This is a genomic window from Gordonia sp. NPDC127522 (assembly GCF_042672305.1).
GTDB classification, from domain to species: Bacteria; Actinomycetota; Actinomycetes; order Mycobacteriales; family Mycobacteriaceae; genus Gordonia; species Gordonia hongkongensis.
In genome coordinates, this window is sequence record NZ_JBHXVK010000002.1 from 184,544 (window position 1) to 208,700 (window position 24,157).

Here is a 24,157-nt window from a genome sequence, read left to right on the forward strand (position 1 = left end):
AGCGCCGGTCGCGCGGTGCGAATCTGATGGCGACCCTGTCCGCCGACACCCGTCGTCGTGCGCTCGACCGTCTGACGTCCGGCGATCCCCTGGATCTGCTGGTCATCGGCGGCGGTGTGACCGGCGCCGGGGTGGCGCTCGACGCCGCGACCCGTGGCCTGCGCGTCGCGCTCGTCGAGAAGGACGACCTCGCGGCCGGAACCTCGCGCTGGAGCAGCAAACTCGTCCACGGTGGTCTCCGTTATCTGGCCAGGGGTGATCTGCGGATCGCGCGCGAAAGTGCCGTCGAACGTCATCATCTGATGACCGCCATCGCGCCGCATCTGATCGCTCCCCTCCGCCAGATCATCCCCGACCGCGGCGGCAGGCAAACCTCGATCATCCGATTGGGCCTCCGCGCGGGAGATGTGCTCCGACGCAACGCCGGTACCCCCGACTCGCTGTTGCCGCCGCCGACCCGGGTGTCGGCGCTGGAGACCCTCGCCCGCTTCCCGGCGGTGTCCCCCCACGGTCTGCGCGGCGGTATCTCCACCTCCGACGGTCAGCTCGTCGACGACGCTCGGCTCGTCGTCGCCCTCGCACGTACGGCGGCTGGCTACGGCGCATCCGTCTGCACCCGGGTGCGGGCCGAGCGCGTGGACGGCCGCGGGGCCACCCTCACCGATCAGTTGACCGGTGAGAGCTTCGACGTCGGCGCGCGGATGGTCGTCAACGCCACCGGTGTCTGGTCCGGCGGCATCGATGATGCACTCGCCGTACATCCCAGTCGGGGAACGCATCTCGTCGTCGACGCGGCGCGGTTGGGATTCCCCGACGCCGCGCTGATGACCCCGCTCGGCACCTCGGTGTCCCGGTTCGTCTTCGTGATCCCCGCGCAACTGGGGCGCGTCTACGTCGGCCTCACCGATGTCGCGGCGCCCGGGCCGATCCCCGACGTCCCGATGCCGGACGAGTCGGAGTTCGACTTCCTGCTCGACGCCGTGAATCCCGCTCTCGCACGGCCGTTGGATCGCTCGGACATCATCGGCACGTTCGCGGGTCTGCGACCGTTGGTCGACACCCGCGGCGGCGGCCGCGACTCCGAGGCCCTCGCCGACGTCTCGCGGCAGCACCACGTCGGCGTCCGCGGCGATGGTCTCGTCAACGTCCTCGGCGGCAAGCTCACCACCTACCGGCGCATGGCCCAGGACGCCGTCGACGCCGCGCTCGCGACCACCGACCTCACCGCCGGGGACTGTGTCACGACCACGACCCCGCTGGTCGGAGCCCTGCGGAGTCCGCGTGAGCAGGGGCTGCCGGCTTCGCTCGTGCAGCGGTTCGGCGGGGAGGCGCCGGCGGTGGTGGACGCCGCCGTTCTCCCCCGTCCCCTGGATCCGATCGTCCCCGGCATCGATGTCACCCGCGCCGAAGTCGAGTTCGCGGTCACGCACGAGGGTGCCCTCGACACCGACGACATCCTGCACCGGCGCACGCGGATCGGCCTCGTGCAGGTCGACGCCGACGCGGCACGGCCGGAGATCGAGCGGATCGTCGGCGAGATCCTCGGGTGAGCGCGCTCGGCGTCGGGTGAGCGTCAGTAGCCCATGGTGCGCAACGTGTCTGCGACGCGGTCGAGTTCGGACCGGCGTACGTCGAGGTGCGGGCTGATCCGGAGGACCGGATGCTCGGTCGCCAGCGGGGCGCGCCAGGTGTCCGCGGCGGTGACCAGGACACCGAGTGACAGCAGCTTGTCGCGGGCCGCGGCGACGTCGTCGAACTGCCATCCGGGCGGTGGTGCGAGGGTGATGATCGCCGACGGCTCGTCGATCGGTTCGAGGACCTCCCAGCTCGCGATGCCGTGGAGTCGTTCGCGGGTGACCCGGCCGATCTTCGCGAGTTCGCGGAAGACGCGCTGCTGGCCGATCTCGAGCAACTCGCGGACCGCGACACCGAGTCCGAGGCGCCCGGCGATGAATGCCTCGGAACCGTCGATTCGTACCGGCCGCAACGAGTCTCGACGCACCGCGACGAACCCGACGCCACGCGGGCCGGTGAGCCACTTGCGGCTGGTGCCGTAGACGACGTCGGCACCGGTGACGGTGGGGACGTGACCGACCGACTGCGCCATGTCGACCACGACGGGCACACCGGCCCGGTGCGCGAGTTCGACGATCCGCGTGACCGGCTGCACCACACCGGACATCGAGCCGATGTGGCAGACGTGGATGAAGTCGGGCTGCTCGAACTGCAGCATGTTCTCGAGCGCGTCGGTGTCGACGTGACCGTAGACGTCCCCGTCGGGCATGGTCCGTACCGCGTACCCGCGGCGCTCGAACTCCTCGAGGTTGGGCCCGAACTCGTTCTTCGCCACCCACACGGTCGATGTGACGGGCAGGCTCCAGTTGGTGAGAAGGGCGCGCAGAGCGGCGCGGGCGCTCTCACGGAAGACCACCTCGTCGCCGGTGTGTCCGATCAGGGCAGCGAGATTCCTTGTGTCGCGCGAGATCTCCTCGGCGCGGTCGTCGGCGGCGACATACGACCCGCGTTCGGTCTCCCGCCAGAGATGCGCGGTCATCGCGCCGATCAGTGCGTACGACGAGCGGCCCGCCGAAGCAGAGTCGAGATGTGCCAGGGCTGGTTCGAGCCGGGCCGCATGCCACTGCTCGCCGAGATCGCTGACGTACATGGGCCACAACCTACCGGGTGGTCGAGGTGTCCACACCCATCGGGAACCGCACAGTGGGAACCCGGGCGCTGGGAACCGATCGATGGGAACCGGATTGGGCCCCGTTGCGTCCAAGACCTCATGGACCCGGCGATCGAGTACTTCTTCGGGACCGGCGACGGTCCGACGACGCGCTGGTCCGGGACCGCCGACCTCGCGCTCGGGGATCCGCGTTCCGATGTCCTGGACGCGATCGGGCTCGACTTCGACGGCGACGGCCGTCGCGATGACGCGATGTGGGACACCGACGCCGACGGTGTCGCCGACGTCGCCGCGCTCGACACCGACGACGACGGCGAGCCCGACGCCTTCTACCGCGACTCCGGTGCCGGTCTGTGGGACCGGCCCGTCGCGCGAGCCGACCTCGTCGGCGAACAACTGCCGCGGCGCGACGTTCCTGAGCGGACCCCGCAAACCCCGCCGGCGCAGGTCACCCGGGTCGACCTCGACGACGACGGCGACCCCGACGTCGAGATCGTCGGCGCCGACCGGGGCGGCCGGATTGTCGGCGAACGACTCTACGTCGACTCCGACGGGGACGGCAGCCACGATGTGATGCTGGTGGACCTGGATGCGAACGGCGTGGCCGACGCCGCCTACGACAACCGGGACCCGCGGTTCACGCGGCGGGGTCGGTGACGGTGTGCCGCACCGTCGTGGGCTCGGCGGACCAGTGCCCACGCGGATGCAGGAGGCGCACCACGAGCATGCCGAGCAGGTACAGCACCACCCCGAGCACGACGAGCCCGACCGCCCGGCCGTCGTCGGGGATCGCGAGGGCAGCGACGGTCACCGCACCCACGTAGGCGATGTTGAACACCGCGTCCTGCACCGAGAACACCTGTCCGCGCACCGCGTCATCCACGTCGACCTGCATCGCCACGTCGCCACACAGCTTGGCGATCTGCCCGATGAGTCCGAGTACGAACGCCGACCCGCAGATCACCGCGAATTCGAAGCTGAGTACGGACAGCTCGGCGACCGCGCCGACGGCCAATGCGGCGAGCAGCGTCACGTACCGGCCCACCCGCGCCACCGCGATCGGTGTGATGACCGCGGCGAGAAGCGCCCCCGCGCCGGTGAAACCGATGACCACGCTGACGCGGTCGACGCCGTCGCCGGGACCCATCTGGCGCGTCAGCACCAGGATCATCAGCGTGTTCATCCCGAACACCAGCCGGTGGGCCCCGATCGCCGACAACGCGGCGGCCACGGTCCTGTGGTGGACGACGGCGCGGGCACCGTGCCAGAGTCCGACCGAGACCGCGTGCACGGCCGAACGACCCGGATCGTCGGGCTCGTCGGGACCGAGTTGCAGGGGACGGAACCGATGCGCCAACCCGCCGGAGACGACGGCCAGCACGATCCCGGCGATCATCGTGAGGGCACTGCCCACGTTGTCGTCGCCGAAGATCGCGCGGAGTCCCAGGGTGATGCCGAGGCCGACGGTGAGCATCGCGCCGCCCAACGTGGTGAACAACGCATTGGTGGCGACCAGCACCTCACGCCGCGCGACGTGCGGCAGTCCGGCCGACAGTCCGGCCGCCACGAACCGGCTCGCACCCGTCGCAGCGAGGGCGGTGATCAGCACCACGACATCGGGTGCGCCGGAGGCGACGGCCAGTGCGACGAGCCCGATGATCAGCCCGCGCAGCAGGTTCGCGTACAGGAGAACGTTGCGTCGATCCCAGTGGTCGAGCAACGCGCCCGCGAACGGGCCGATGAGCGAATACGGCAGCAGCAGCACCGCGAGGCCACCGGCCACCGCGAGCGGATCGGCATGGCGCTCGGGGTTGAACAGGATGCTGCCGACCAGCGCGGCCTGGAAGATCCCGTCGGTGATCTGACTGGACAACCGGACCGACAACAACCGTCCGAGTCCTGGCGACGAACGGAGGGAGTGGACGAACACCGACCACCCGCGTTGGTCACGGGTCGCCTGGGTGCTGCTCACCGATCCAGCCTACCGAGCTGACGATGGACGTCGTCGGCCACGGACGTGCGATGATGGTCGGGTGGCCGGAGGTGAAGACGCAGACGATCCCGCACCGGAATCCCGCCCCGGAGAACACTCGGCGGACAGCGGTGGTGGTGCGCGTATGCCCGGCGTCCCCTGGGATGCCGACCCCACGCCGCGGGTGCGTCCGGGCACCGCGCTGATCGCCTCGACCGATCTCATCGAACCCACCTTCGCCCGAACCGTCATCTACGTCATCGAGCACAACGAGTCGGGCAGTCTCGGGGTCATCCTCAACCGGATGAGCCAGACCGCCGTGCACAACCTCCTGCCGCAGTGGACCGACATCGCGGCCTCGCCGCGCGCCCTCTATGTGGGCGGGCCGGTGAACCAGGAGGCGGCGCTGTGCCTGGGGGTGGTGAAACCCGGCACCGACATCGACGACGTGCCCGCCCTGCGTCCGGTCGACGGCCGGGTCGTCCTCGTCGATCTCGACGCCGACCCCGAGCCCCTCGCCGAGGTCCTCGAGGGTGTCCGGATCTTCGCGGGTTACAGCGGATGGGGCATCGGGCAACTCGACGACGAGCTCGACCAGTTCAGTTGGATGGTCGCCTCGGCACTCCCCCGCGACCTGCTCGCGCCGCCGGCGTCGGACGTGTGGTTCGACGTCCTGCGCAGGCAGGCCTGGCCGAAACCTCTCCTCGCGACCCACCCGATCGATCTCAGCGTGAACTGAGTCCGTCCGTCCGGACGGTGATGCTGAGCATTGCTTGAGACACCCGGTGATCCACGTCACCCGCGGGGTGTTAGGTTGTGGACGCTTGATCAATTTCTCGCTGGACAACCGTGGATTGCTCCAGCGCATGACATGCGGGGGTGTGCATGAGCGGGTCGAAGAGTGCGCGGGTTCTGGTCGGGGTGATCCTCGCGGTGGTCGCGCTGGTGGCGCCCATCGCCGTGGCAGGCGCCGCGCCGGTCGGACCCACCGGCGGCACCGACGGGGCGCGATGGGCAGCGAGCCACGACGGCCCGCAACCCTATGCCGGCGTCAACGTCACCTGGGATGTGCCGATCCGGATGAGCGACGGCACGGTTCTCCGGGCCAACGTGTACCGCCCGGCCGACGCACGTGAGCGCCCGACGTCGACGAAGACCCCGGTCGTCGTGAACATGACGCCCTACACCAAGCTCATCACCACCGTCGGATCCGCGGTGTTGCAGAACCCGGTGCTCGAGCCCTACTTGCTCCAGCTCGCGCGGTCGATCAATCTGTCCGGCACCCCGATCGACGGCGTCAACGACATCGCCCACACCATCCGCGACGGCGGCGCGAAGACCTTCCTCGTCGACTTCGATCTCGTCCGTAGCGGATACACGCAGGTCGTGGTGGACGTTCGGGGCACCGGCTTTTCGCAGGGAGTCTGGGACGTCTTCCAGTCGCGGGAACAGCGCGACACCATCGAGGTGATCGACTGGGCGTCGAAGCAGCGGTGGTCCAACGGCAAGGTCGGCATGTCGGGTGTGTCCTACTCGGCGATCAACCAGATCCAGGCCGCCAACAAGAACCCGAAGGCACTCAAGGCGATCTTCCCGGTCGAGCCGGGCGGCGACCTGATCCGCGACATCGTCGCCCCGGGCGGCGCTCTGGGCGTCGGCTTCCTGCCGCTGTGGCTGACGCTGGTCAACACCACCAAGATGATCCCGAACGTCGCGTCGATGCTGAACGGCACCTTCGACTGGAAGTGGTTGGCGGACCGGATCTCCGACCCGTTCACCTTCTACCCGCAGCTGTTCGCCGCGCTCCTGACCCCCGACATCCCGTCGGTACCGCCGAACCTGAAGGCGTTGCTGGACAACGGTTCCGAGCCGAGGTCGTCGTGGCTCGACCACGCCGACCGCATCACCACGCCGACGTTCATCTACGGCGGCTGGTTCGATCTCTTCACCAACAGTGAAGTCCGGATGTACAACAAGATCCCGCTGCCGCCGGGCCAGAAGCAACTCATCATGGGCGACGGTTATCACCTGACGATCGGCGGCGGCCAGGAGGGCAGACGCAACACCCCACCCCGGTTGGACGTCTTGCAGAAGGCGTGGTTCGACAAGTGGCTCAAGGGAATCGACAACGGTGTCGACGCCTACGGGCCCGTCAACCTCAAGCAGGTCGGCGACTCGTGGATCACCGCCCAGCAGTTCCCGCGGGCCGGGATGGAACGCCAGCGGCTCTACCTGACCGACCGGCGCAGCGGTACCGCGGCCCATGCGGTCCGTGATGGCAGCCTGACGCCGGTAGCACCCGCATCTCGTGCCCGGATGACCATCGCGCCCGGTCTGGCGCCGATGTGTTCACGCGACGCCGCGCAGCAACTGGCCGGTGCACTCGCCATCTTCCCGTTCTGCTCCGACGACGCCCGCATCTCCGAGCGCGCCGCGTTGACGTTCACCACTCCCCCGATGACGTCGACGCGCAGCGTGTCCGGGTACGCCAACGTGCGGTTGAACACCGTGCTCGACGCCACCGACGGGTACTGGACCGCCACCCTCAACGATGTAGCTCCCGACGGGACGTCGAAGGTCCTGACCTCCGGGCAGGTGATGGCGTCGCTGCGCGGATACGACGACGCGAAGTCGCAGTTCGCGCCCAACGGCGATGTGATCGACCCGTTCTACGAGCTCACACTGGCGTCACGCCAACCCGTCGCGCCGGGCCGCCCGGTGAGTGTCGACATCGGTCTGCTGCCGACCGAGGCACTGATCCAACCGGGACACCGCCTGCGGATCGACGTGTTCGCGATGAACTTCCCGCGCGGTCTGCCGTTGCGTCCGCTGCTGAACGAGTCCGGACTCCGGCCGCAACACATCCAGCTCGACCCGAACCGTCCGAGCTTCGTGAACCTGCCGTTGTCGACCCCGGTGGGACCCCCTGCTCCCTGAGGAGCGCCCGGAGCTTGCGGAGGGCGCGTCACGAAGGGTTCGGTGACCGAGGTTGCGAAGAGCCTTCGTGACGCTCGCAAGCTCGCACCTCAGCATCTGCGGCCTGGCGGCCGTCGTGGGGTCGAAAGAACTGCATCGTTGCCGCCCTATCTTGAAGCGCAATCTCTGCCGAACTTGCGCTACTCGCGTGCACTGTGGCGCGGACGATCGAGATAGCGCGGCTGTCGTGCCGTCTCACCGCCGGCCGGAACGCTCTACGCGCACGAGCCATCGGCCTCAGGCGGGCGCGGCTGTCTCGCGTGCCTGCCGCATTTTCGTGACCGACGAACTTCAACTCGACTCCTGGACTTCGATCGAAGTCCATCGGTCGAGTTGCAGTCTGCCGGTCGCGGGCCCGGCGCCCTCCGTTGTTTCTGCTCTACCCGCAGGCCGCTTTTCGGACTCCCGAACCGCTGACCTGGCGTTCTTTCGGTCAGGGAGCCGGGGTGGGCGCGCCGGCCGCTTCGGCGTCGTCCGCCTCGCGTCCGTACCGTGTCGCCAGCCACGAGCAGATCATGAGCTGGATCTGGTGGAAGATCATCAGCGGCAGCACGATGAGGCCGACGGTGGTGCCGGTGAACAGGACGGTCGCCATGGGCAGGCCGGTGGCCAGGCTCTTCTTGGTGCCGCAGAACTGGATGGCGATCGTGTCGGCGCGGCCGAAGCCGAGCCGCTTCGGGAGCCAGCCGGTGATCGCGAGCATCACGATGACGAGCAGCAGCGAGATGACGGTCACGGCGATCACCTGACCCACCTCCACCGACGACCAGATGCCCTGGACGACGCCCTCACTGAACGCGACGTAGACGACGAGCACGATGGCGCCGCGGTCGGCGAGCTTGGTGATCTTCGCGTGCCGGGTGAAGAACGGGCCGACCCACCGGCGGGCGAGCTGCCCGAGCAGGAACGGCACCAGGATCTGCGCGACGATCTTCAGGGCCGACGTCGCGTCGATGCTGATGTCGCCGGCGTTCTGCATCAGCGCGACCACCAGCAGCGGGGTCAGGAAGACGCCGAGGATGTTCGACGTGGATGCGCTGACGATCGCCCCGGCGATGTTGCCTCTGGCCATCGAGGTGAAAGCGATCGACGACTGCACCGTCGATGGGACCAGGCATAGAAAGAGCAGTCCGGCATAGAGGTCTTCGCCGATCAACGGCTCGACGACCGGCTTCAACGCCAGTCCCACGATCGGGAACACGATGAACGTGAACGCGAGGATCGTGACGTGCAGCCGCCAGTGCCGGAGACCTTCGAGCGCCTCGCGTGGATGAAGTCGAGTGCCGTAGAGGAAGAACAGTGCGGCGATCGCGACGATCACCACCCAGTCGAGTGCCTCTGCTGCCGCGCCGCGAGCCGGCAGGAATGCGGCCACCGCGACGGCGATGCAGATGGCCAGGATGAAGCCGTCGATCGGAGAACGATCGAGGAGATTCTTGAGAGTACGCATGGATGTGCCCCGAGATCAGTGGTGTGAGACGACGCCGGCCGGCTCAAGCCTGGGCCGAGTCACCTGCGCAGACGCCGCGCAACGAGCAGGCACCGCAGCTGCTGGTGCCGCAGTCGGCCGCCGGGTCCGAGGGGTTCTCGTCGGCGGCATGGCTGTGGGCGTCGCCGCCGGAACAGCAGGAACAGCCGTCGTCGTCGGCGGGTACGGCTGCAGCGGCGCGTACCCCGATGCCGCTGACCAGTCCGACCACCACGAGCGCGGCCACCAGCGCAACGAGTCCGAAGGCCAGTGCCCACCCGCCCGGGACGGCAACGGTCGCGATGGCCCCCAGCGTGAGGATCACCGACGCGCCGAGGGTGCCCGGTCCGGCGATGCGGTTGGCGATGCGGAAAGCCTCGTCGGATCGCATGGTCTCCGCGGAGCGGACGCCGATCCAACGATTGCGCGGGAGGGTGCCGCGGAGTCCGCGGATTCCTACCACCGCCCAGAGTCCGGCCAGCACGAAGAGCAGTACGGCAACGGCGACGGACACGGCATTCACGACCCACAGCATACGACCGTGCGTCGTACCGAGGTGAATCGGCATCGGACGAGCCGGTGCCGGTCACAGCGGAGGCGACCGGATTGGGGGCGGCGACGGACAGGATTTACCCTGGTCGCGTGACTTCAGCCGAGAAGACGAGCGGCGACACCGCCGGTACGACCGCCCACCGCTACACGGCGGCGGTCGCCGGCGAGATCGAGCAGCGCTGGCAGCAGACCTGGTCCGACGAGCACGCCTACGAGGCGCCGAATCCCGTCGGGCCGCTCGCCGGTGACCTGTCCGCCTTCGGCGGCGGGGACGCCGACGCCGCCGACAAGCTCTTTGTGCAGGACATGTTCCCCTACCCGTCCGGCGCAGGCCTGCATGTCGGCCACCCGCTCGGCTTCATCGCGAGCGATGTCTTCGCGCGCTACCAGCGGATGACCGGCAAGAACGTGCTGCACACGATGGGCTTCGACTCGTTCGGCCTGCCCGCCGAGCAGTACGCGGTGCAGACCGGCACCCATCCGCGCACCACCACCGAGCAGAACATCGAGCGCTACCTGGGCCAGATCCGACGGCTCGGGTTGGGTCACGACGAGCGCCGTCGGGTGGCCACCACCGATGTCGACTTCTACCGGTGGACCCAGTGGATCTTCCTGCAGATCTACAACGCGTGGTACGACACCGACCAGGGCAAGGCTCGGCGCATCTCCGAGCTGGTCGACGAATTCGCTTCAGATGCACGAGCATTGGGTGGAAAGCACGAGGGGCGCAGCTGGGCCGACCTCTCCCCCGCCGAGCGCACCGAGATCCTCGACGACCATCGCCTGGTGTACCTGAGTGATTCGCTGGTCAACTGGTGCCCGGGGCTGGGCACCGTGCTGGCCAACGAGGAGGTCACCGCCGACGGCCGCAGCGACCGCGGCAACTACCCGGTGTTCCGGAAGCACCTGCGGCAGTGGATGATGCGGATCACCGCGTACTCCGACCGGTTGCTCGACGACCTGGATGTGCTGGACTGGCCGGAGAAGGTCAAGACCATGCAGCGCAACTGGATCGGACGCTCGCGCGGCGCCCAGGTGCGCTTCGACGTGCCCGGCGTCGGCGGCATCGAGGTGTTCACGACCCGTCCCGACACCCTGTTCGGCGCCACCTACATGGTCCTCGCGCCGGAACATCCACTCGTCGACGAGCTGACCGCAGGAGAATGGCCTGCCGACACCGACCACCGCTGGACCCGCGGCGCGGCCGACCCCGCGGCCGCGATCGCGGAGTACCGCGCGTCGATCACCGCGAAGTCCGACCTCGAGCGCCAGGAGAACAAGGAGAAGACGGGCGTCTTCACCGGCAGCTTCGCCGTCAATCCCGTGAATGGCGAGCAGGTCCCGGTCTTCGTCGCCGACTACGTCCTCATGGGATACGGCACCGGCGCGATCATGGCGGTCCCGGCCCACGACGCCCGCGACCACGAGTTCGCGACGGTGTTGGGGCTGCCGATCCGCGAGGTCATCGGCTCCGACACCGATATCGCCACCGAGGCCTACATGGGCGACGGTCCCCTGGTGAACTCCGGGTTCCTGGACGGTCGCAACGTCGAGGAGGCCAAGGCGGCGATCGTCGAACATCTCGAGGCCGACGGTGTGGGCACCGGGAGAATCCAATACAAGTTGCGCGACTGGCTGTTCGCCCGTCAGCGCTACTGGGGCGAACCCTTCCCGATCGTCTACGACGCGGCCGGCCAGCCCCATGCACTGCCGGAAACGATGCTGCCGGTGGAGCTCCCGGAGGTCGACGACTACGCGCCGGTCTCCTTCGACCCCGACGACGCGGACAGCGAACCGTCGCCTCCACTGGCGAAGGCCACCGAGTGGATGACGGTGGAACTCGATCTGGGCGACGGCGTGCAGACCTACACCCGGGACGCCAACGTCATGCCCCAGTGGGCGGGCAGTTCGTGGTACCAGCTGCGTTATATCGACCCCACCAACTCGGAAACCCTGTGCGCCAAGGAGAACGAGGCGTACTGGATGGGTCCTCGGCCGGCACTGCACGGCGAGAACGACCCGGGTGGGCTCGACCTCTACATCGGTGGTGTCGAGCACGCGGTGCTGCACCTGCTGTACTCGCGATTCTGGCACAAGGTCCTCTTCGACCTCGGATACGTGACTAGTCGCGAGCCGTACCGGAAGCTGTTCAACCAGGGCATGATCCAGGCGTACGCCTACACCGACTCGCGCGGCATCTATGTGCCCGCCGAAGAGGTCACCGAAGAGAACGGCGAGTTCTTCTACCACGGTGAGAAGGTTCGCCGAGAGTACGGCAAGATGGGCAAGTCCCTGAAGAATTCGGTGGCGCCCGACGACATCTGCCGCGACTACGGCGCCGACACACTGCGCGTCTACGAGATGTTCATGGGTCCGCTCGACCAGTCACGGCCGTGGGCCACCAAGGACGTGGTGGGGTCGCAGCGATTCCTGCAGCGCATCTGGCGACTCGTCGTCGACGAGGAGTCCGGTGCGCTCCGGGTCGCCGGCACCGCGCTCGACGACGACACGAAACGGTTGCTGCACAAGACGATCGCCGGCGTCCGCGAGGACTACGACGCGTTGCGCAACAACACGGCGGTTGCCAAGCTCACGGTGCTGACCAATCACCTCACCAAGAACTTCGAGAAGACCGGCGCCCCCCGGGAGGCTGTCGAGGCACTGGTGATCATGCTGGCTCCCCTCGCGCCGCACATCGCCGAGGAGCTGTGGCATCGGCTGGGTCGGCAGACCCTGGTGGTGCGGACGGCGTTCCCGGTCGCCGATGAGGACTGGCTGGTCGAGGACACCGTCGAGATCCCGGTTCAGGTCAAGGGCAAGGTCCGCAGTCGGATCACCGTCCCGGCCGACGCCGACGAGGAGACCCTGCGTGCCGCGGCGCTCGCCGACGAGAAGATCGTCGCGCTCCTCGACGGCGCCGAACCCCGCAAGGTCATCGTGGTGCCCGGTCGGATGGTGAACATCGTTCCCTGACTCCCCGCGGTGCGAGGAGCGCGACCCCTCTGCTCCCCGGGTGGCTGGGTCGTGACCCCCTACTGCTCCCTGAGGAGCGAGCTTGCGAGCGTCTCACTCCTGCTCCCTGAGGAGCGAGCTTGCGAGCGTCTCACTCCTGCTCCCTGAGGAGCGAGCTTGCGAGCGTCACGAAGGGTCCTGGTGAGATGCCTGGCAGACCCTTCGTGACGCGCCCTCCGCAAGCTCCGGGCGCACCTCAGTATCTGCGGCCTGCCGGCCGTCGTGGACTACGAAAGAACCCGTTGTGCTCGGCGCGAGCCCAATCACTGCTCCCTGAGGAGGCCGGAGCTTGCGGAGGCCGTCACGAAGGGTCCTGGTGAGTCGGGTTGCGAAGACCCTTCGTGACGCGCCCTTCCGCAAGCTCCGGGCGCTCCTCAGGGAGCAGGGGGCAGGGCGTTCTTTCGGATTAGGGAGCAGATATTGACGCTCGCTCCTCAGGGAACGGAGGCCGGTCATATCTACTTCGGCGGCAACTTCCGCGCGTAGTCGGAACCGATCGCGATCCAGCGGGAGAGCTGGCGGTCGGTGGCGATGCCGGCGTCGTCGACGCGTAGCCATCCCCGGAGCTCGCGTTCCGACATCACCATCGGCCGGGTGTGCGGGTACTCGAGGAGGCTCTCGGTCTCCTCGGGTGCGACGCGCACCATGATCCCGCCCTTGCCGCTGGCGGCGACGGCCATGTTGCCGTTGATCAGGAAGGCCAGCCCGCCGAACATGCGCTTCTCGTCGAGGCCGCACTCGGTCGCCAGCAGAGCACGGATGCGGTAGGCCAGTTCCTCGTCGTACGCCACCGGTCCACATTATTCGGCTTCGGTCACGAGCCGGGACTTGGCAACGAACTTACTGCGCAGTAAGGTACTGCCATGGCGATCAACCTGGAGCTCCCGAAGAAGTTCGATTCGACGGTCGAGCGCACCCACATGGCTGCCGAGCACCTCTTCCGGCCGATCTCGCGCAAGTACGACCAGGCCGAGCACGAGTACCCGGTCGAACTCGACGAGCTGGCGAAGCTCGCCAAGCAGAGTCGCTCCACGGACAAGTCCGCCGACGCCGAGAAGTCCGCCTCCGACGCTCCGTCGGTGAACGGCGCGAACATGCGCGGGCTCTTGTCGGCTCTGGAGATGAGCTGGGGCGACGTGGGCCTGCTGCTCTCCATTCCCGGCCAGGGCCTGGGCAATGCCGCGATCGCGGCCGTGGCGAACCCCGAGCAGCTCGAGCGCTTCGGCGACGTGTGGGCGGCGATGGCCATCACCGAGCCGAGCTTCGGCTCGGACTCGGCGGCAGTGTCCACGACCGCGACCCTCGATGGCGACGAGTACATCCTGAACGGCGAGAAGATCTTCGTGACCGCGGGATCGCGCGCCGACCACGTCGTCGTGTGGGCGACGATCGACAAGAGCGTCGGACGCGCGGCCATCAAGAGCTTCGTCGTGCCGATGACCACCGAGGGCGTCACCGTGGCCCGCCTCGAGCACAAGCTGGGCATCAAGGCCTCCGACACGGCGGTCATCCGGTTCGAGAACGCGCGGGTCCCCGCCGAGAACCTGCTCGGCTCGCCGGAGATCGACACCAAAAAGGCCTTCGGCGGGGTCATGCAGACCTTCGACAACACCCGTCCGGTGGTCGCCGCGATGGCCATCGGGCTCGGTCGCGCCTCCCTGGAGGAGCTGCGTCGGATGCTGGAGGAGGCGGGTCACGAGATCGACTACGACCGTCCGGCGTCGTCGCAGCACGCCACCGTCGCCGAGTTCATCCGCCTCGAATCCGATTGGGAGGCCTCGTGGTTGCACACGGTGCGGGCGGCGTGGATGGCAGACAACAAGCAGCCCAACTCGACCGAGGCATCGATGTCGAAGGCTAAAGCCGGTCGGACCGTCACCGACATCACCAACAAGACCGTCGAGATCGGCTCCACGGCAGGCTATTCCGAGACGTCACTGGTGGAGAAGTGGGCGCGTGACTCGAAGATCCTCGACATCTTCGAGGGCACACAGCAGATCCAGCAGCTGATCATCGCCCGGCGCGTGTTGGGGAAGAGCTCGACCGATCTGACGTAAGACTCTCGAGAGTCGGCCGCAGTCGCGACCGCCGAAGAAGGCCACCTGCCGACCGCAACTCGACCGCCAGACCTCGATCGAAGTCTGGCGGTCGAGTTGAAGTCTGGGTGTCGTCGAACGTCCTCAAACCTGCGCGATGAGCCACGTCGCGATCGTCGCAGCGTTCGCGCGGTCGGTGGCCACGCCCGCATGCCCGGTGAACCGGTCGGAGTATGTGACGCGCACCCCGGCACGCCGATAGGTCTGCACCAGACCGGACACCAGCGGTTGCGGCGACACGGTGTCGACGGTGCCCGAGTCGATGCGGACCGGTAGCCCCCGATCAAAACGCAGACGGTCGACGTCGTTGTCGCGCAGCACTTTCAACAATGCGGCCTTCATCTCGTCGCCGCGCGGGCCCAGGAGCTGGGCCGGTGCGAGGCCGCCGAACGAGTCCGGTGAGGTCAAGTCGGCGTAGCAGCGGGCCTCGACCTGCGGACGGAGCCTGCTCGCCGCCGCGCTGAGCCCGCCGTTGGACATCAGCTCGTCGAACCCGGGATCGGCTGCGGCCGCACCATATCCGATGAGGGCGGCCAATCCCATCAGTTCGTTGATCGCGGGACCGGACACCGGGACGTAGGACGCCCCGTCGAGGAGCGCGGCCACCTGCGTCGGCGGTGCGAGTGCCGACACCGCGCGGAGTCGGAGGTCACCCCATTCCGATGACGGCCGCGCCGCGGCGGCCAAGGCGGCGACGGCGCCCTCGGAATGCCCGGCCACGACGACGTCGCGGCCGATCCGTCGGTCGTGATCCGCGACGGCAAGCGCCATGTCGACCGTCGATCGCGCCAGCGAGTCGCTGATGAGATACGGGTGCGGCCCGGGCCCGCCGATGCCCTCGAAGTCGGGCCGTGCCACGGCGAATCCGGCGTCGAGCAACCGGCCGACGATGCCGTCACCTGACGTCATGCGGGGCAGTTCGGAATGACCGGCCCGGGCTCGCGACGGCGCGCACCGGTCTGCGGCGCCGACCGTCATGTGATTCCAGACGGCGAGCGGCCAACCCCCGGCGGGCGGCGGCGTCGACGGTGTGAGCAGCGTGCCGGTCATCTCCGTCGGGAGGCCGCGAATGGACGTCGAGCTGTATCGCACGCGGAGTGTCGAACCCGCTTGGGGGAGTGCGATGACCGGGTCCGTCACGGTCTCGGAGTCGACGATGCGCGGGACCACGTGAACACCGGCCGCCGAATCCGGCCCCGGACCTCCCGCCCTGGCGGGAGCCTGCACGGTCAGCACCGTGGCGAAGGTCAACGCGACTCCGACGACTGCGGCGAGAAGCCGTCGGCCGCCGATCGATCTCGTGTCCTTCGCAAGCAGGGTGGGCAACGTCACCCGTAGCAGAGTAACCGGGATCCGGGTGCGCCGCGCCGCCTCGGTGGGTCGCAGCACAGATCAGCGCAGCAGACGTTGGCGCAGTGCGGCTTCGCGCGCGAGCCGTTCGGTGTCGCGGCGGCGGCGCTCGGCCATGATCGCCGACAACACGTCTTCGAACGGGGCGCCGGGCGGCGGAGCGGGTGCGACGAACGGCGCGACGTCGAACACGATCCTCCGGGCGGCATGGGCTCTCGGCTCGGGCTTCATGCCGTGGCGGCCGTCGAGGAACTGGCGGATGATCACCGCGAGTGGGTCGGGGAGCGCGGCCATGTCGGCGGACACGGCCCACGCGTGCAGGCCAGGTGGCATCTCGATGGGTGCCTGCTCGACGAGCCGGTGGCGGTCGCGGATGACGTAGGTCCCGGCGAGCAGGTCGCCCAGTCGCTTGCTCTTCCGCGAGATGGCCGCCGAGATCAGGGCTGGAAGCCCCAGGCACGCATACAGTTCGACGAAGCCGACGAGGGCGCGGGTCAGCGAGTGGCGGAACCCGGTCGGACCCGCGTCATCGCGGACTGTTCGGAGGCCCAGGACGAGGTGGCCCACGGTCTTGCCCGGGGTCACGGTCTCCAGCAGCGTCGGGAGTGCGACGACGGCGAGGATCGGGATCAGTGTGTTGATGGTTCCCCGCCACGCCTCGCTTGCCTCGCCGGCGACCTTGAACGACAACCACCACAGGAACAACCACAGGCCGAACCCCAGCAGGACGTCGATGATGCCGGAGAGAATCCGGTAGCCGAGGTTCGCGGGAGGCAGAGCGAGCGCGACCGCTTCGCCGGAGACGAGGTCGTTGCGTCCGACGCCGACCGTCGTCGTGGCGCCCGCACCCCACGCGACCGGACCGGGGCGGCCGGCGATGGGTCCACCGGGGACCGCGGGGGGTCGCGGCGGCACGGGATGAGACATCACGCCTCACCCTACGACGCGATCCGTCGAGCGGGCGTCAGGAACTCACAGCCCCGACGTCCGCTGAATGACACCCGCCGCGGACGCGAGAATGCCCGATACGCTGGCCGAGTGGATCTCGACGCCTATGTGTCCGCGCACCGCGCGACGTGGGAACGGCTCGACGCGCTCTCGCGGCGCCGCCGGCTCACCGGTGCCGAGGCCGACGAGATGATCGACACCTACCAGCGGGTGGCCACTCATCTGTCGGTCATCCGGTCGACGGCGCCCGATGCCTCGCTGGTGGCCTACCTGTCCGCTCTCCTGGCCCGCGCCCGCGGTCGCGCAACCGGAACCCGGGTCAGCACCCCGGCGACGGTGATCGAGTTCTTCACCCGCTCGTTCCCCGCGGCCCTGTACCGGCTGCGCTGGTGGTGGCTCTCGGTGATGGGCGGGTCGCTCGGGGCGGCCGTGATCATGACGTGGTGGGTCCTGGCGCACCCGCGGATCGAGAGTTCGTTCGCGTCGCCCGCCGAGATCGAGCGTCTCGTCACCAACGACTTCGAGAACTACTACAGCGAATACGAGGCGACGTCGTTCGCTGCGCGCGTGTGGACCAACAACTTCTGGCTCGCGGCGCTGTGTATCGCGCTCGGCGTCTTCGGGTTCCCGGTGATCTGGATGCTCTACACGAACATCCTCAACCTGGTGGTCGTGGCGTCGATCATGATCCGGCACGGTCGTGGTGACCTGTTCTTCGGACTGATCCTGCCGCACGGAATGCTCGAACTGACCTGCCTGTTCGTCGCCGCGGGAGTGGGTCTGCGGATCTTCTGGGCGTGGGTGGCTCCGGGAAACCGGACGCGTGCAACGGCTCTCGGGGAGGAGGGTCGGGCAGCGGTCGGCGTCGCGCTGGGCCTGGTCGTCGTGCTGCTGCTGTGCGGGGTCATCGAAGCGTTCGTCACACCGTCCCCGCTGCCGACCTGGGCGCGCATCGGGGTCGGTGTGACGGCCTGGTCACTGTTCATGGCGTACGTCTTCGTCGCCGGCCGTCGGGCGTACGAGTACGGCGACACCGGTGACCTCGATGAGGCCGACCGCGGGCTCACCGTCCCCACGGTGCGATAGCGGCCTGTCGACGTCGAGCCGGAAGACGACGACGCCTACGATCACCGGGAGAGTCGACGACGACGAAGGGGAACACTCTGATGGCAACTCGCAAGGGATCACTGGACGCTGTCTCGCTGCTGGGCGGGGGACTGGCCGCGACCGGGGTTGCGCACTTCATCAAGCCCGAGATCTTCGCCCCGATCACCGAGCCGGTGTTCCCCGACGACACCACCACCTGGACCTACCGCAACGGTGCCTGCGAGACCGCTATCGGCCTCGCACTGGTGTCGCCGCGGACCCGCCGGCTGGGCCTGGCCGGGCTGGCCGGATACGTCGGGTTCCTCGGTTATCGGGCGGCAATCGCGAAGAAGTGATCCCCAGTTCCCTGAGGTGCGAGGAGCGACAGCGACGAGCCTCGAAGGGCCACCCCTCTGCTCCCTGAGGAGCGCCCGGAGCCTGCAGAGGCGGCGTTTACTTTTGCTCCCTGAGGAGCGCCCGGAGCTTGCGGAGGCGGCGTTTACTTTTGCTCCCTGAGGAGCGCCCGGAGCTTGCGGAGGGCGCGTCACGAAGGGTCTGGCGACTGAGGCTGCGGGACCCTTCGTGACGCTCGCAAGCTCGCTCCTCAGGGAGCGGGGGGACGCTCGCAAGCTCGCTCCTCAGGGAGCGGGGGGACGCTCGCAAGCTCGCTCCTCAGGGAGCGGGGTGAAGCTCACTCCTCAGGACGCGCGCCGTCAGATCCGGCCGAACTCCGCCATCGCGTCGGCGAGGGTCATGCCGTTGCGGATGGCGGCACGGACGTCGATCTCCTTCTCCGTCATGATCTCCGCTGCCTCGAGCACGACGTCGACGATCCCGGCGGGGATGACGATGACACCGTCGTCGTCGCCGAGGATGAAGTCCCCGGGCTCGATGACGACCGGCTGTCCGGACGCACCCGGCAGGGTGACGGGTTGCTGCCATGTCTCGACGCGCCAACGGCCGCTGGTCTGGACCGCGGCCGGGTAACGGGAGAACGTCGTGAAACCGATCTCGTGGAGCCATTTCCGATCGCGCACACCTCCGTCGAGCACGGCACCGGGTGAACCCCGCTGCATCATCCCGATCGCGACGAGCTCACCGAAGTAACAGACGCCCCGACCGTTCCCCTGCCACACGGAGACCTCGTCCGGGCCGATCTGGCTGCAGGCCTGCGCTTTCAGCGGGTCCCGTCCCGGAGCGTCGCTCATCGCGCCACAGATGGTGAACGCCCAGCCGGCCAACCGTTCGCGCCCGGCCGCACACGTGAAGTCGGTGGCCAGCGCCTGATCACGGTGGCCGAGGTCGTCGAGGACGTCGGCGACATTGGCGACGTCGACGGCGAGGAACCGGGAACGGATGAGCGCGCGGTCGGTGGTGGTGCGCATGGGCATCGGCGGCTGACTTTCGGAGGGAGCGGGCGAGAAGCTCGGGACGAACTGCTGTCGCATCAGGTGTCCTGGCGCGTACGCATCCGGAGGCGGCGGAACGCGGTGAACAGGACGACGACGGCGAGGACGCCGTAGAGGACCCAGGTGATCGCGCTGCCGACCAGCACGCTCGGATCACCGCCGCTCGACATCATCGCGTTGCGCAGGCTGGTCTCGGCGAGGGGGCCGAGGACGACGCCGATCATGACCGGAGCGAGCGGGAAACCGTAGCGGCGCAGCAGATATCCGACGAAGGCGATGGCGATGACCAGGATGAGGTCGGTGATCGCGGCCGAGGTCGCGTAGACACCGAGGACGCAGAACACCGCGATCCCCGCGTAGAGGTAGTGCCTGGGGATCAGCAGCAGCTTCGCCCAGATGGCGGCGAACGGCATGTTGAGGATCAGCAGCATGATCAGGCCGATGAACAGGCTGGCGATGAGCGTCCAGACGAGGTCGGCGTTCCGTTCGAAGAGCAGGGGGCCGGGCTGCAGACCGTACTGCTGGAACGCGGCCAGCATGATCGCCGCGGTCGCCGAGGTGGGCAGGCCCATGGCGAGGAGGGCTCCCATCGCGGTGCCCGACGTCGCGTTGCCCGCCGCCTCCGGACCGGCGACACCGCGGATGGCGCCGTGACCGAACTGGGGGTCGGGTCGTTTGCGGTCGAGACGACGCTCGGTTCCGTAGGCGAGGAACGTCGGCACCTCCGCGCCGCCGACCGGGATGACGCCGAAGGGGACGCCGAAGCCGGTGCCGCGCAACCACGCCGGAAGCGCCTCGCGGAACTCGGCGCGCTTGAGGAAGGGCCGCCCGATGACGGCGTCCGCGTCCGGCGCACGCGTGCGGTGGATGCGGGAGGCGACGTAGAGGACCTCGCCCAGGGCCAGGGTGCCGACGGTGATGACGATGATGCTGATGCCGTCGAACAACTCGGGCGCGCCCATCGTGAAGCGCTGGGTGCCCGAGATCCCGTCGATCCCGATGACCGCAAGGATCAGCCCGATGAGGAGTCCGGTCAGGCCCTTGATGACGGAGTCGGAGACCACCGAGGCAATCGCGATGAAGGCGAAGACGGCGAGGGCGAAGTACTCGGCGGGACCGAATTGGATGGCGAGATCGGCGAGCTTGGGCGCGAAGAACACGACGATGGTCGTCGCGATCATGCCGCCGATGAAGGCGCCGATCGCGGCGGTGGCGAGGGCCTGGGCGGCCCGCCCGCGTTTGGCCATCCGATGGCCCTCGAATGATGTTGCGATGGCGGTGGACCCGCCGGGCGTGTTCATCAGGATGCCCATGGTCGAGTCACCGAACAGGCCGCCGAAGTACACGCCGGCGAACATGATGAACGCGGCGGTGGGGTCGAGGGTGAAGGTCACCGGCAGCAGCAGTGCGACGGCCATCGCCGAGCCGAGCCCCGGGAGCACACCCACCGCGGTGCCGAGCAGCGCGCCGATGAAGACCCAGAGCAGGTTCATCGGGGTGAGTGCCTGGGAGAAGCCCTCCAACAGGAGTGAGACGTTGTCCATCAGAACAGCCCTCCCAGGATGCCGGCGGGGAGGTTCAGCCCGAGACCCGCCGAGAAGAACGCCTGCACCGCACAGGAGACGACGAGCGACACAGCGATGTCGAGGACCGGACGGGTGGAACCCATGGCATAGGCGACGATCCAGAAGAGCAGCGCGGCGGACAGAATCCAACCGAGCGGAACCAGCAGCGCGGTGAAGGCGATGAGTCCGGCCAGGACGAGACCCAGTGCACGCCAATCACTCTGCGTTCGCCACTGACCGGTCGCGGGCGGCACGATGTCGGGGTCGGGCTCGTCGGGGTGACGCAGGGTCTGCACGGTCAGCAGTCCGGCGATCACGTACGCGCAGATCGTCAGGATGATCGGGAAGAACGCGGGTCCGGGAGTCGCTGCGCTACCCGGGATGTCCATCCCGATGATGCCGGCGGTCAGGTAGACGGCAAGTGCGAGCATGAGACCCGCGACGACCAGACCGCTTCGTCCGGTGAGCGGTCGGCGCGCGCGGTCCGATCCGTGTCCGTCGTCGAGCGTCGTGCCGGCGGGCTGCGCCGCCGCATTGTCAGTCGTCATGATGGGCTGCCTTCACTGCCAGTACCGGGACCTCGGCGTCGATGAGGATGCGCTGTGCGTTCGAGCCGAGCAGGAGTTTCCCGACGCGCGACCGGCGGCGCAGACCGACGACGATGAGATCGGCGGACAGCTCCTCGGAGACGTCGATGAGTTCGGCGGCCGGGTCGGAGTCCTCGCGACGGTGGCCGAGCCAACGAATCGCGGTGTTGTTGCCGGCGTTCTCGACAGGGGCGAAGTCGGGCTCGGGAATGCCACCGTCGTCGTCGACAGCGGGGGTCTCCATGTCGAAGACGATCAGTTGAGAGCTCTCGCTGCGCGCGAGGCGTCGGCCGTGCTCGAGCGCCGCTCGACCTTCGGGGGTGTGGGCGAAGGCGACAAGGATGGGCATGGGATCTCCGTGATGTCGTGTGGGTCAGGGGGTTGTGCGGTGCGGGTTCGCCGGCAGGCGGTCCGTCAGTACCCGAGGTCGGCCCAGATGCCGCGGACGAATTCCGACTGCTGGTCGATGACCTGGTTGAATCCGGTCCCCGGGGTGAACGTGTCGGACCAGTTGTTGCGCTGCAGTGCATCTCGCCACTCGGGTGATTCGACGACCTCGGTGACGATCGCCTCGAGCTCGGTTCGCTGGTCATCGGTGATCCCCGGCGGTGCGACGACTCCGCGCCAGTTGGTGAGGGTGACGTCGTAGCCCAGCTCCGACAGGGTCGGCAGATCGATGGCCGGGACGGGCTCGGGGGCCGAGATGGCCAGCGCGCGTAGATTTCCGGCGGCGATCTGGTCGACGAAGTCCTCGTAACCACTGACCGAGGCCTTGATCGTCCCGGACATGAGTGAGGTCGCCAGTTCGCCACCGCCGGAGTAGGCGATGTAGTTGACCGCGGCGGGGTCGATGCCGTTCTCCCGGGCCATCTGACTGATGATCATCTGGTCGACGCTGCCCAGCGAACCGCCACCGAACGTGAAGTTCTTGGGGTCCTTCTTCCATTCGGCCATCAACTCTTCGATGGTCGTGATCGGAGAATCCGCCGGTACGACGACGACGTCGTAGTCGTCGGCGAGCCGCGCGATGGGGGTGACGTCTCCGAGATCGACGTCCGAGCCGTTGATGTTGATCGCGCCCAGCATCGTGATGCCCATGACCATGATCGTGGTGGCGTCGCCGGTCATCCCGGCGAACTGGCTGAGTCCGATCGTGCCCCCGGCACCGGGGATGTTGACGACCTGCGAGTTGTTGACGATGTTCTGGGCCCGCAGCGCCTGCTGCATTTCGCGCGCCGCACCGTCCCAACCTCCACCGGCGGCGGCGGGCGCGATCAGGGTCAGTTGCGATCGCGCGTCGGCGCCGCCCTCGCTCCCGGCCGCGTCGACGACGCCGACGACGACGATCGCCGCGGCGACCAGTGCGCCGAGTGCTTTGACGAGCGTGGGAACACGTCTTGGCGGGCGAGGCGTCGGGGAGGCGTCGGCCGACTCGGCGGCAGCGGGCGGTGGTGAGGTCATGCGGTCCTCGGGTTTCATTCGGGGGCGGATGTGAGGACGACCACATCGGTGGTCACATCAGGAGTGTTGGCGTAACCGGCGTCACAGTCACGCTTGGACGCATAACTATCGTTATGCGCTTTTCGCTCGCTCATTCACAGGTTCGCGACCGTGCTGGTTATAGATTATAACCTATGGCCGTGACGCAAGCCACAAGTTAAATACAGCTGTGTGGCTCGTCAGCCGGCGACAGGGTCCTCGGTGAGAGCATCGATCGCGCGCCGCCCGAGACTGTTGCCGATGTGCTCGCGCATCACCGCGTCGGCGCGTTCGGCGTCACCGTCGGCGACGGCTTCCATGATCGCCCGGTGCTCGGCGGTCACCCGCGACCGGTCGTCGGGTGAGTCGCCCCGGTGGGAGAGGCCGATGACGCGGTAACGATCCGCTTTGTCCCAGAGTCGTTCGAGGATGTCGATGAGCACGGGGTTGCCCGACGCGCGGTACACCGCGCGATGGAACTCCCGGTGTCGGACAAGGGCATCGAGATCGGATGCACTGGCGATGGGCGACAGGCGATCGAAGGCGTTGCTGATGGCCGCGATGTCGGCCGCCGTTCGCGTCTGTGCGGCGAGCGCCGCCGCGAGCGGGTCGAGGTTCTCGCGCACCTGGTAGAGGTGGCGTGCCTCGTCGGCGGACACGGGAGTCACCCGAGCGTCTCGATGGGCCTCGAGTTCGACCATGCCCTCGGCGGATAGCCGGCGGATCGCCTCGCGGAGGGGAGTCGTGCTGACGCCGATCTCGGCCGCCAGCTTGGCCTGGGGGATCACCGCGCCGGCCGGTAGGACCCCGGTCAGAATTCGCCGCTGGAGCTCGGCGTATGCGTAATCGTTCTTGGTGAACATCCCGCCCGGTGTGGTCATGGCGGGCCTCCCGGCAGTGGTCATGGGACGTCGAGGTCCGGCAGTACCGGACGCCGCGATGATAACACCGGTGGTGCAAGTTATAGGTTA

The 24,157-nt window shown here is 68.2% G+C and carries 21 protein-coding genes; 8 read left to right on the top strand and 13 right to left on the bottom strand.

The window, feature by feature from the left end; translation table 11 throughout:
* Positions 1 to 26 precede the first annotated feature (26 nt).
* Positions 27 to 1,550 (top strand): glycerol-3-phosphate dehydrogenase/oxidase, encoded by a 1,524-nt coding sequence (locus ACFVHY_RS05155; protein ID WP_390269218.1) that lies wholly within the window; start codon positions 27 to 29, stop codon positions 1,548 to 1,550.
* A 23-nt stretch (positions 1,551 to 1,573) separates the two neighbouring features.
* On the opposite strand, the gene ACFVHY_RS05160 is transcribed toward ACFVHY_RS05155, so the two are convergent.
* Complete coding sequence (locus ACFVHY_RS05160) at positions 1,574 to 2,665, bottom strand: aminotransferase class V-fold PLP-dependent enzyme (protein WP_390269221.1); 1,092 nt, start codon at positions 2,663 to 2,665, stop codon at positions 1,574 to 1,576.
* Positions 2,666 to 2,785: 120 nt separating this feature from the next.
* Between ACFVHY_RS05160 and ACFVHY_RS05165 the strand changes: the two genes are divergently transcribed.
* The gene (locus tag ACFVHY_RS05165; RefSeq protein WP_390269224.1) at positions 2,786 to 3,343 is read left to right on the top strand and encodes a hypothetical protein; all 558 of its coding nucleotides are present in this window, start codon (positions 2,786 to 2,788) and stop codon (positions 3,341 to 3,343) included.
* Here ACFVHY_RS05165 and ACFVHY_RS05170 read toward each other — a convergent pair.
* Positions 3,324 to 4,658, bottom strand: a complete 1,335-nt coding sequence (locus tag ACFVHY_RS05170; RefSeq protein WP_390269227.1) for an MFS transporter — start codon at positions 4,656 to 4,658, stop codon at positions 3,324 to 3,326. The genes ACFVHY_RS05165 and ACFVHY_RS05170 overlap by 20 nt on opposite strands.
* Before the next feature lie 145 nt (positions 4,659 to 4,803).
* On the opposite strand from ACFVHY_RS05170, the gene ACFVHY_RS05175 reads away from it, so the two are divergent.
* Both ACFVHY_RS05175 and ACFVHY_RS05180 read left to right on the top strand, forming a co-directional pair.
* On the top strand, positions 4,804 to 5,397 hold the full coding sequence (locus tag ACFVHY_RS05175) for a YqgE/AlgH family protein (protein WP_065630864.1): 594 nt from the start codon (positions 4,804 to 4,806) through the stop codon (positions 5,395 to 5,397).
* 146 nt (positions 5,398 to 5,543) lie between these two features.
* A complete protein-coding gene (locus ACFVHY_RS05180; RefSeq protein ID WP_390269230.1) occupies positions 5,544 to 7,595 on the top strand; it encodes a CocE/NonD family hydrolase in 2,052 nt (683 codons plus the stop codon).
* Positions 7,596 to 8,067: 472 nt separating this feature from the next.
* Here ACFVHY_RS05180 and ACFVHY_RS05185 read toward each other — a convergent pair whose 3' ends face one another.
* Both ACFVHY_RS05185 and ACFVHY_RS05190 read right to left on the bottom strand, forming a co-directional pair.
* Positions 8,068 to 9,084 (bottom strand): bile acid:sodium symporter family protein, encoded by a 1,017-nt coding sequence (locus ACFVHY_RS05185; RefSeq protein ID WP_390269233.1) that lies wholly within the window; start codon positions 9,082 to 9,084, stop codon positions 8,068 to 8,070.
* A gap of 43 nt (positions 9,085 to 9,127) precedes the next feature.
* Positions 9,128 to 9,637, bottom strand: coding sequence for an SdpI family protein (locus ACFVHY_RS05190; RefSeq protein WP_390269236.1), 510 nt, complete (start codon positions 9,635 to 9,637; stop codon positions 9,128 to 9,130).
* Between the two features lie 107 nt (positions 9,638 to 9,744).
* Here ACFVHY_RS05190 and leuS point away from each other — a divergent pair, with 107 nt between their 5' ends.
* Positions 9,745 to 12,627 (top strand): leucine--tRNA ligase, encoded by a 2,883-nt coding sequence (gene leuS / locus ACFVHY_RS05195; protein WP_390269239.1) that lies wholly within the window; start codon positions 9,745 to 9,747, stop codon positions 12,625 to 12,627.
* A gap of 497 nt (positions 12,628 to 13,124) precedes the next feature.
* Here leuS and ACFVHY_RS05200 read toward each other — a convergent pair whose 3' ends face one another.
* A complete protein-coding gene (locus tag ACFVHY_RS05200) occupies positions 13,125 to 13,457 on the bottom strand; it encodes a TfoX/Sxy family protein (protein WP_058253756.1) in 333 nt (110 codons plus the stop codon).
* 72 nt (positions 13,458 to 13,529) lie between these two features.
* On the opposite strand from ACFVHY_RS05200, the gene ACFVHY_RS05205 reads away from it, so the two are divergent.
* Positions 13,530 to 14,723 (top strand): acyl-CoA dehydrogenase family protein, encoded by a 1,194-nt coding sequence (locus tag ACFVHY_RS05205; RefSeq protein WP_390269242.1) that lies wholly within the window; start codon positions 13,530 to 13,532, stop codon positions 14,721 to 14,723.
* A gap of 123 nt (positions 14,724 to 14,846) precedes the next feature.
* On the opposite strand, the gene ACFVHY_RS05210 is transcribed toward ACFVHY_RS05205, so the two are convergent.
* Together ACFVHY_RS05210 and ACFVHY_RS05215 are read right to left on the bottom strand one after the other, a co-directional pair.
* Positions 14,847 to 16,094 carry a lipase family protein gene (locus tag ACFVHY_RS05210; protein ID WP_390269245.1) on the bottom strand — a complete coding sequence of 416 codons (1,248 nt, stop codon included), beginning with the start codon at positions 16,092 to 16,094 and terminating at the stop codon, positions 14,847 to 14,849.
* Positions 16,095 to 16,154: 60 nt separating this feature from the next.
* A complete protein-coding gene (locus tag ACFVHY_RS05215) occupies positions 16,155 to 17,039 on the bottom strand; it encodes an RDD family protein (protein ID WP_390269248.1) in 885 nt (294 codons plus the stop codon).
* A 111-nt stretch (positions 17,040 to 17,150) separates the two neighbouring features.
* Between ACFVHY_RS05215 and ACFVHY_RS05220 the strand changes: the two genes are divergently transcribed.
* Entirely contained in the window at positions 17,151 to 18,146 is a 996-nt protein-coding gene (locus tag ACFVHY_RS05220; RefSeq protein WP_390269251.1) for a stage II sporulation protein M, read from the top strand.
* Between the two features lie 80 nt (positions 18,147 to 18,226).
* On the top strand, positions 18,227 to 18,502 hold the full coding sequence (locus ACFVHY_RS05225; RefSeq protein WP_390269254.1) for a hypothetical protein: 276 nt from the start codon (positions 18,227 to 18,229) through the stop codon (positions 18,500 to 18,502).
* 357 nt (positions 18,503 to 18,859) lie between these two features.
* On the opposite strand, the gene ACFVHY_RS05230 is transcribed toward ACFVHY_RS05225, so the two are convergent.
* The 6 genes from ACFVHY_RS05230 to ACFVHY_RS05255 all read right to left on the bottom strand — a co-directional run bounded on the left by ACFVHY_RS05230 (position 18,860) and on the right by ACFVHY_RS05255 (position 24,067).
* Entirely contained in the window at positions 18,860 to 19,594 is a 735-nt protein-coding gene (locus ACFVHY_RS05230) for an RraA family protein (RefSeq protein WP_390269257.1), read from the bottom strand.
* On the bottom strand, positions 19,594 to 21,099 hold the full coding sequence (locus ACFVHY_RS05235; protein ID WP_390269260.1) for a tripartite tricarboxylate transporter permease: 1,506 nt from the start codon (positions 21,097 to 21,099) through the stop codon (positions 19,594 to 19,596). The genes ACFVHY_RS05230 and ACFVHY_RS05235 overlap by 1 nt, the downstream gene beginning before the upstream one ends.
* Positions 21,099 to 21,668 (bottom strand): tripartite tricarboxylate transporter TctB family protein, encoded by a 570-nt coding sequence (locus tag ACFVHY_RS05240; protein ID WP_390269263.1) that lies wholly within the window; start codon positions 21,666 to 21,668, stop codon positions 21,099 to 21,101. The genes ACFVHY_RS05235 and ACFVHY_RS05240 overlap by 1 nt, the downstream gene beginning before the upstream one ends.
* A complete protein-coding gene (locus ACFVHY_RS05245; protein ID WP_390269266.1) occupies positions 21,658 to 22,056 on the bottom strand; it encodes a universal stress protein in 399 nt (132 codons plus the stop codon). Before ACFVHY_RS05245 ends, ACFVHY_RS05240 begins: the two co-directional genes overlap by 11 nt.
* Positions 22,057 to 22,121: 65 nt before the next feature.
* Complete coding sequence (locus ACFVHY_RS05250; RefSeq protein WP_390269269.1) at positions 22,122 to 23,168, bottom strand: Bug family tripartite tricarboxylate transporter substrate binding protein; 1,047 nt, start codon at positions 23,166 to 23,168, stop codon at positions 22,122 to 22,124.
* Positions 23,169 to 23,386: 218 nt separating this feature from the next.
* Positions 23,387 to 24,067 (bottom strand): GntR family transcriptional regulator, encoded by a 681-nt coding sequence (locus ACFVHY_RS05255; protein WP_390269272.1) that lies wholly within the window; start codon positions 24,065 to 24,067, stop codon positions 23,387 to 23,389.
* Positions 24,068 to 24,157 lie beyond the last annotated feature (90 nt).

Bases quoted from the DNA above. Each gene is read 5' to 3' on its own strand.
- ACFVHY_RS05160 (WP_390269221.1), bottom strand. From the start codon at position 2,665: ATGTACGTCAGCGATCTCGGCGAGCAGTGGCATGCGGCCCGGCTCGAA.
- ACFVHY_RS05155 (WP_390269218.1), top strand. From the start codon at position 27: ATGGCGACCCTGTCCGCCGACACCCGTCGTCGTGCGCTCGACCGTCTG.
- ACFVHY_RS05255 (WP_390269272.1), bottom strand. From the start codon at position 24,067: ATGACCACACCGGGCGGGATGTTCACCAAGAACGATTACGCATACGCC.
- ACFVHY_RS05190 (WP_390269236.1), bottom strand. From the start codon at position 9,637: ATGCTGTGGGTCGTGAATGCCGTGTCCGTCGCCGTTGCCGTACTGCTC.
- ACFVHY_RS05185 (WP_390269233.1), bottom strand. From the start codon at position 9,084: ATGCGTACTCTCAAGAATCTCCTCGATCGTTCTCCGATCGACGGCTTC.
- ACFVHY_RS05240 (WP_390269263.1), bottom strand. From the start codon at position 21,668: ATGACGACTGACAATGCGGCGGCGCAGCCCGCCGGCACGACGCTCGAC.
- ACFVHY_RS05250 (WP_390269269.1), bottom strand. From the start codon at position 23,168: ATGACCTCACCACCGCCCGCTGCCGCCGAGTCGGCCGACGCCTCCCCG.
- ACFVHY_RS05175 (WP_065630864.1), top strand. From the start codon at position 4,804: ATGCCCGGCGTCCCCTGGGATGCCGACCCCACGCCGCGGGTGCGTCCG.
- ACFVHY_RS05205 (WP_390269242.1), top strand. From the start codon at position 13,530: ATGGCGATCAACCTGGAGCTCCCGAAGAAGTTCGATTCGACGGTCGAG.
- ACFVHY_RS05180 (WP_390269230.1), top strand. From the start codon at position 5,544: ATGAGCGGGTCGAAGAGTGCGCGGGTTCTGGTCGGGGTGATCCTCGCG.
- ACFVHY_RS05245 (WP_390269266.1), bottom strand. From the start codon at position 22,056: ATGCCCATCCTTGTCGCCTTCGCCCACACCCCCGAAGGTCGAGCGGCG.
- ACFVHY_RS05215 (WP_390269248.1), bottom strand. From the start codon at position 17,039: ATGTCTCATCCCGTGCCGCCGCGACCCCCCGCGGTCCCCGGTGGACCC.
- ACFVHY_RS05230 (WP_390269257.1), bottom strand. From the start codon at position 19,594: ATGCGACAGCAGTTCGTCCCGAGCTTCTCGCCCGCTCCCTCCGAAAGT.
- ACFVHY_RS05225 (WP_390269254.1), top strand. From the start codon at position 18,227: ATGGCAACTCGCAAGGGATCACTGGACGCTGTCTCGCTGCTGGGCGGG.
- ACFVHY_RS05235 (WP_390269260.1), bottom strand. From the start codon at position 21,099: ATGGACAACGTCTCACTCCTGTTGGAGGGCTTCTCCCAGGCACTCACC.
- ACFVHY_RS05165 (WP_390269224.1), top strand. From the start codon at position 2,786: ATGGACCCGGCGATCGAGTACTTCTTCGGGACCGGCGACGGTCCGACG.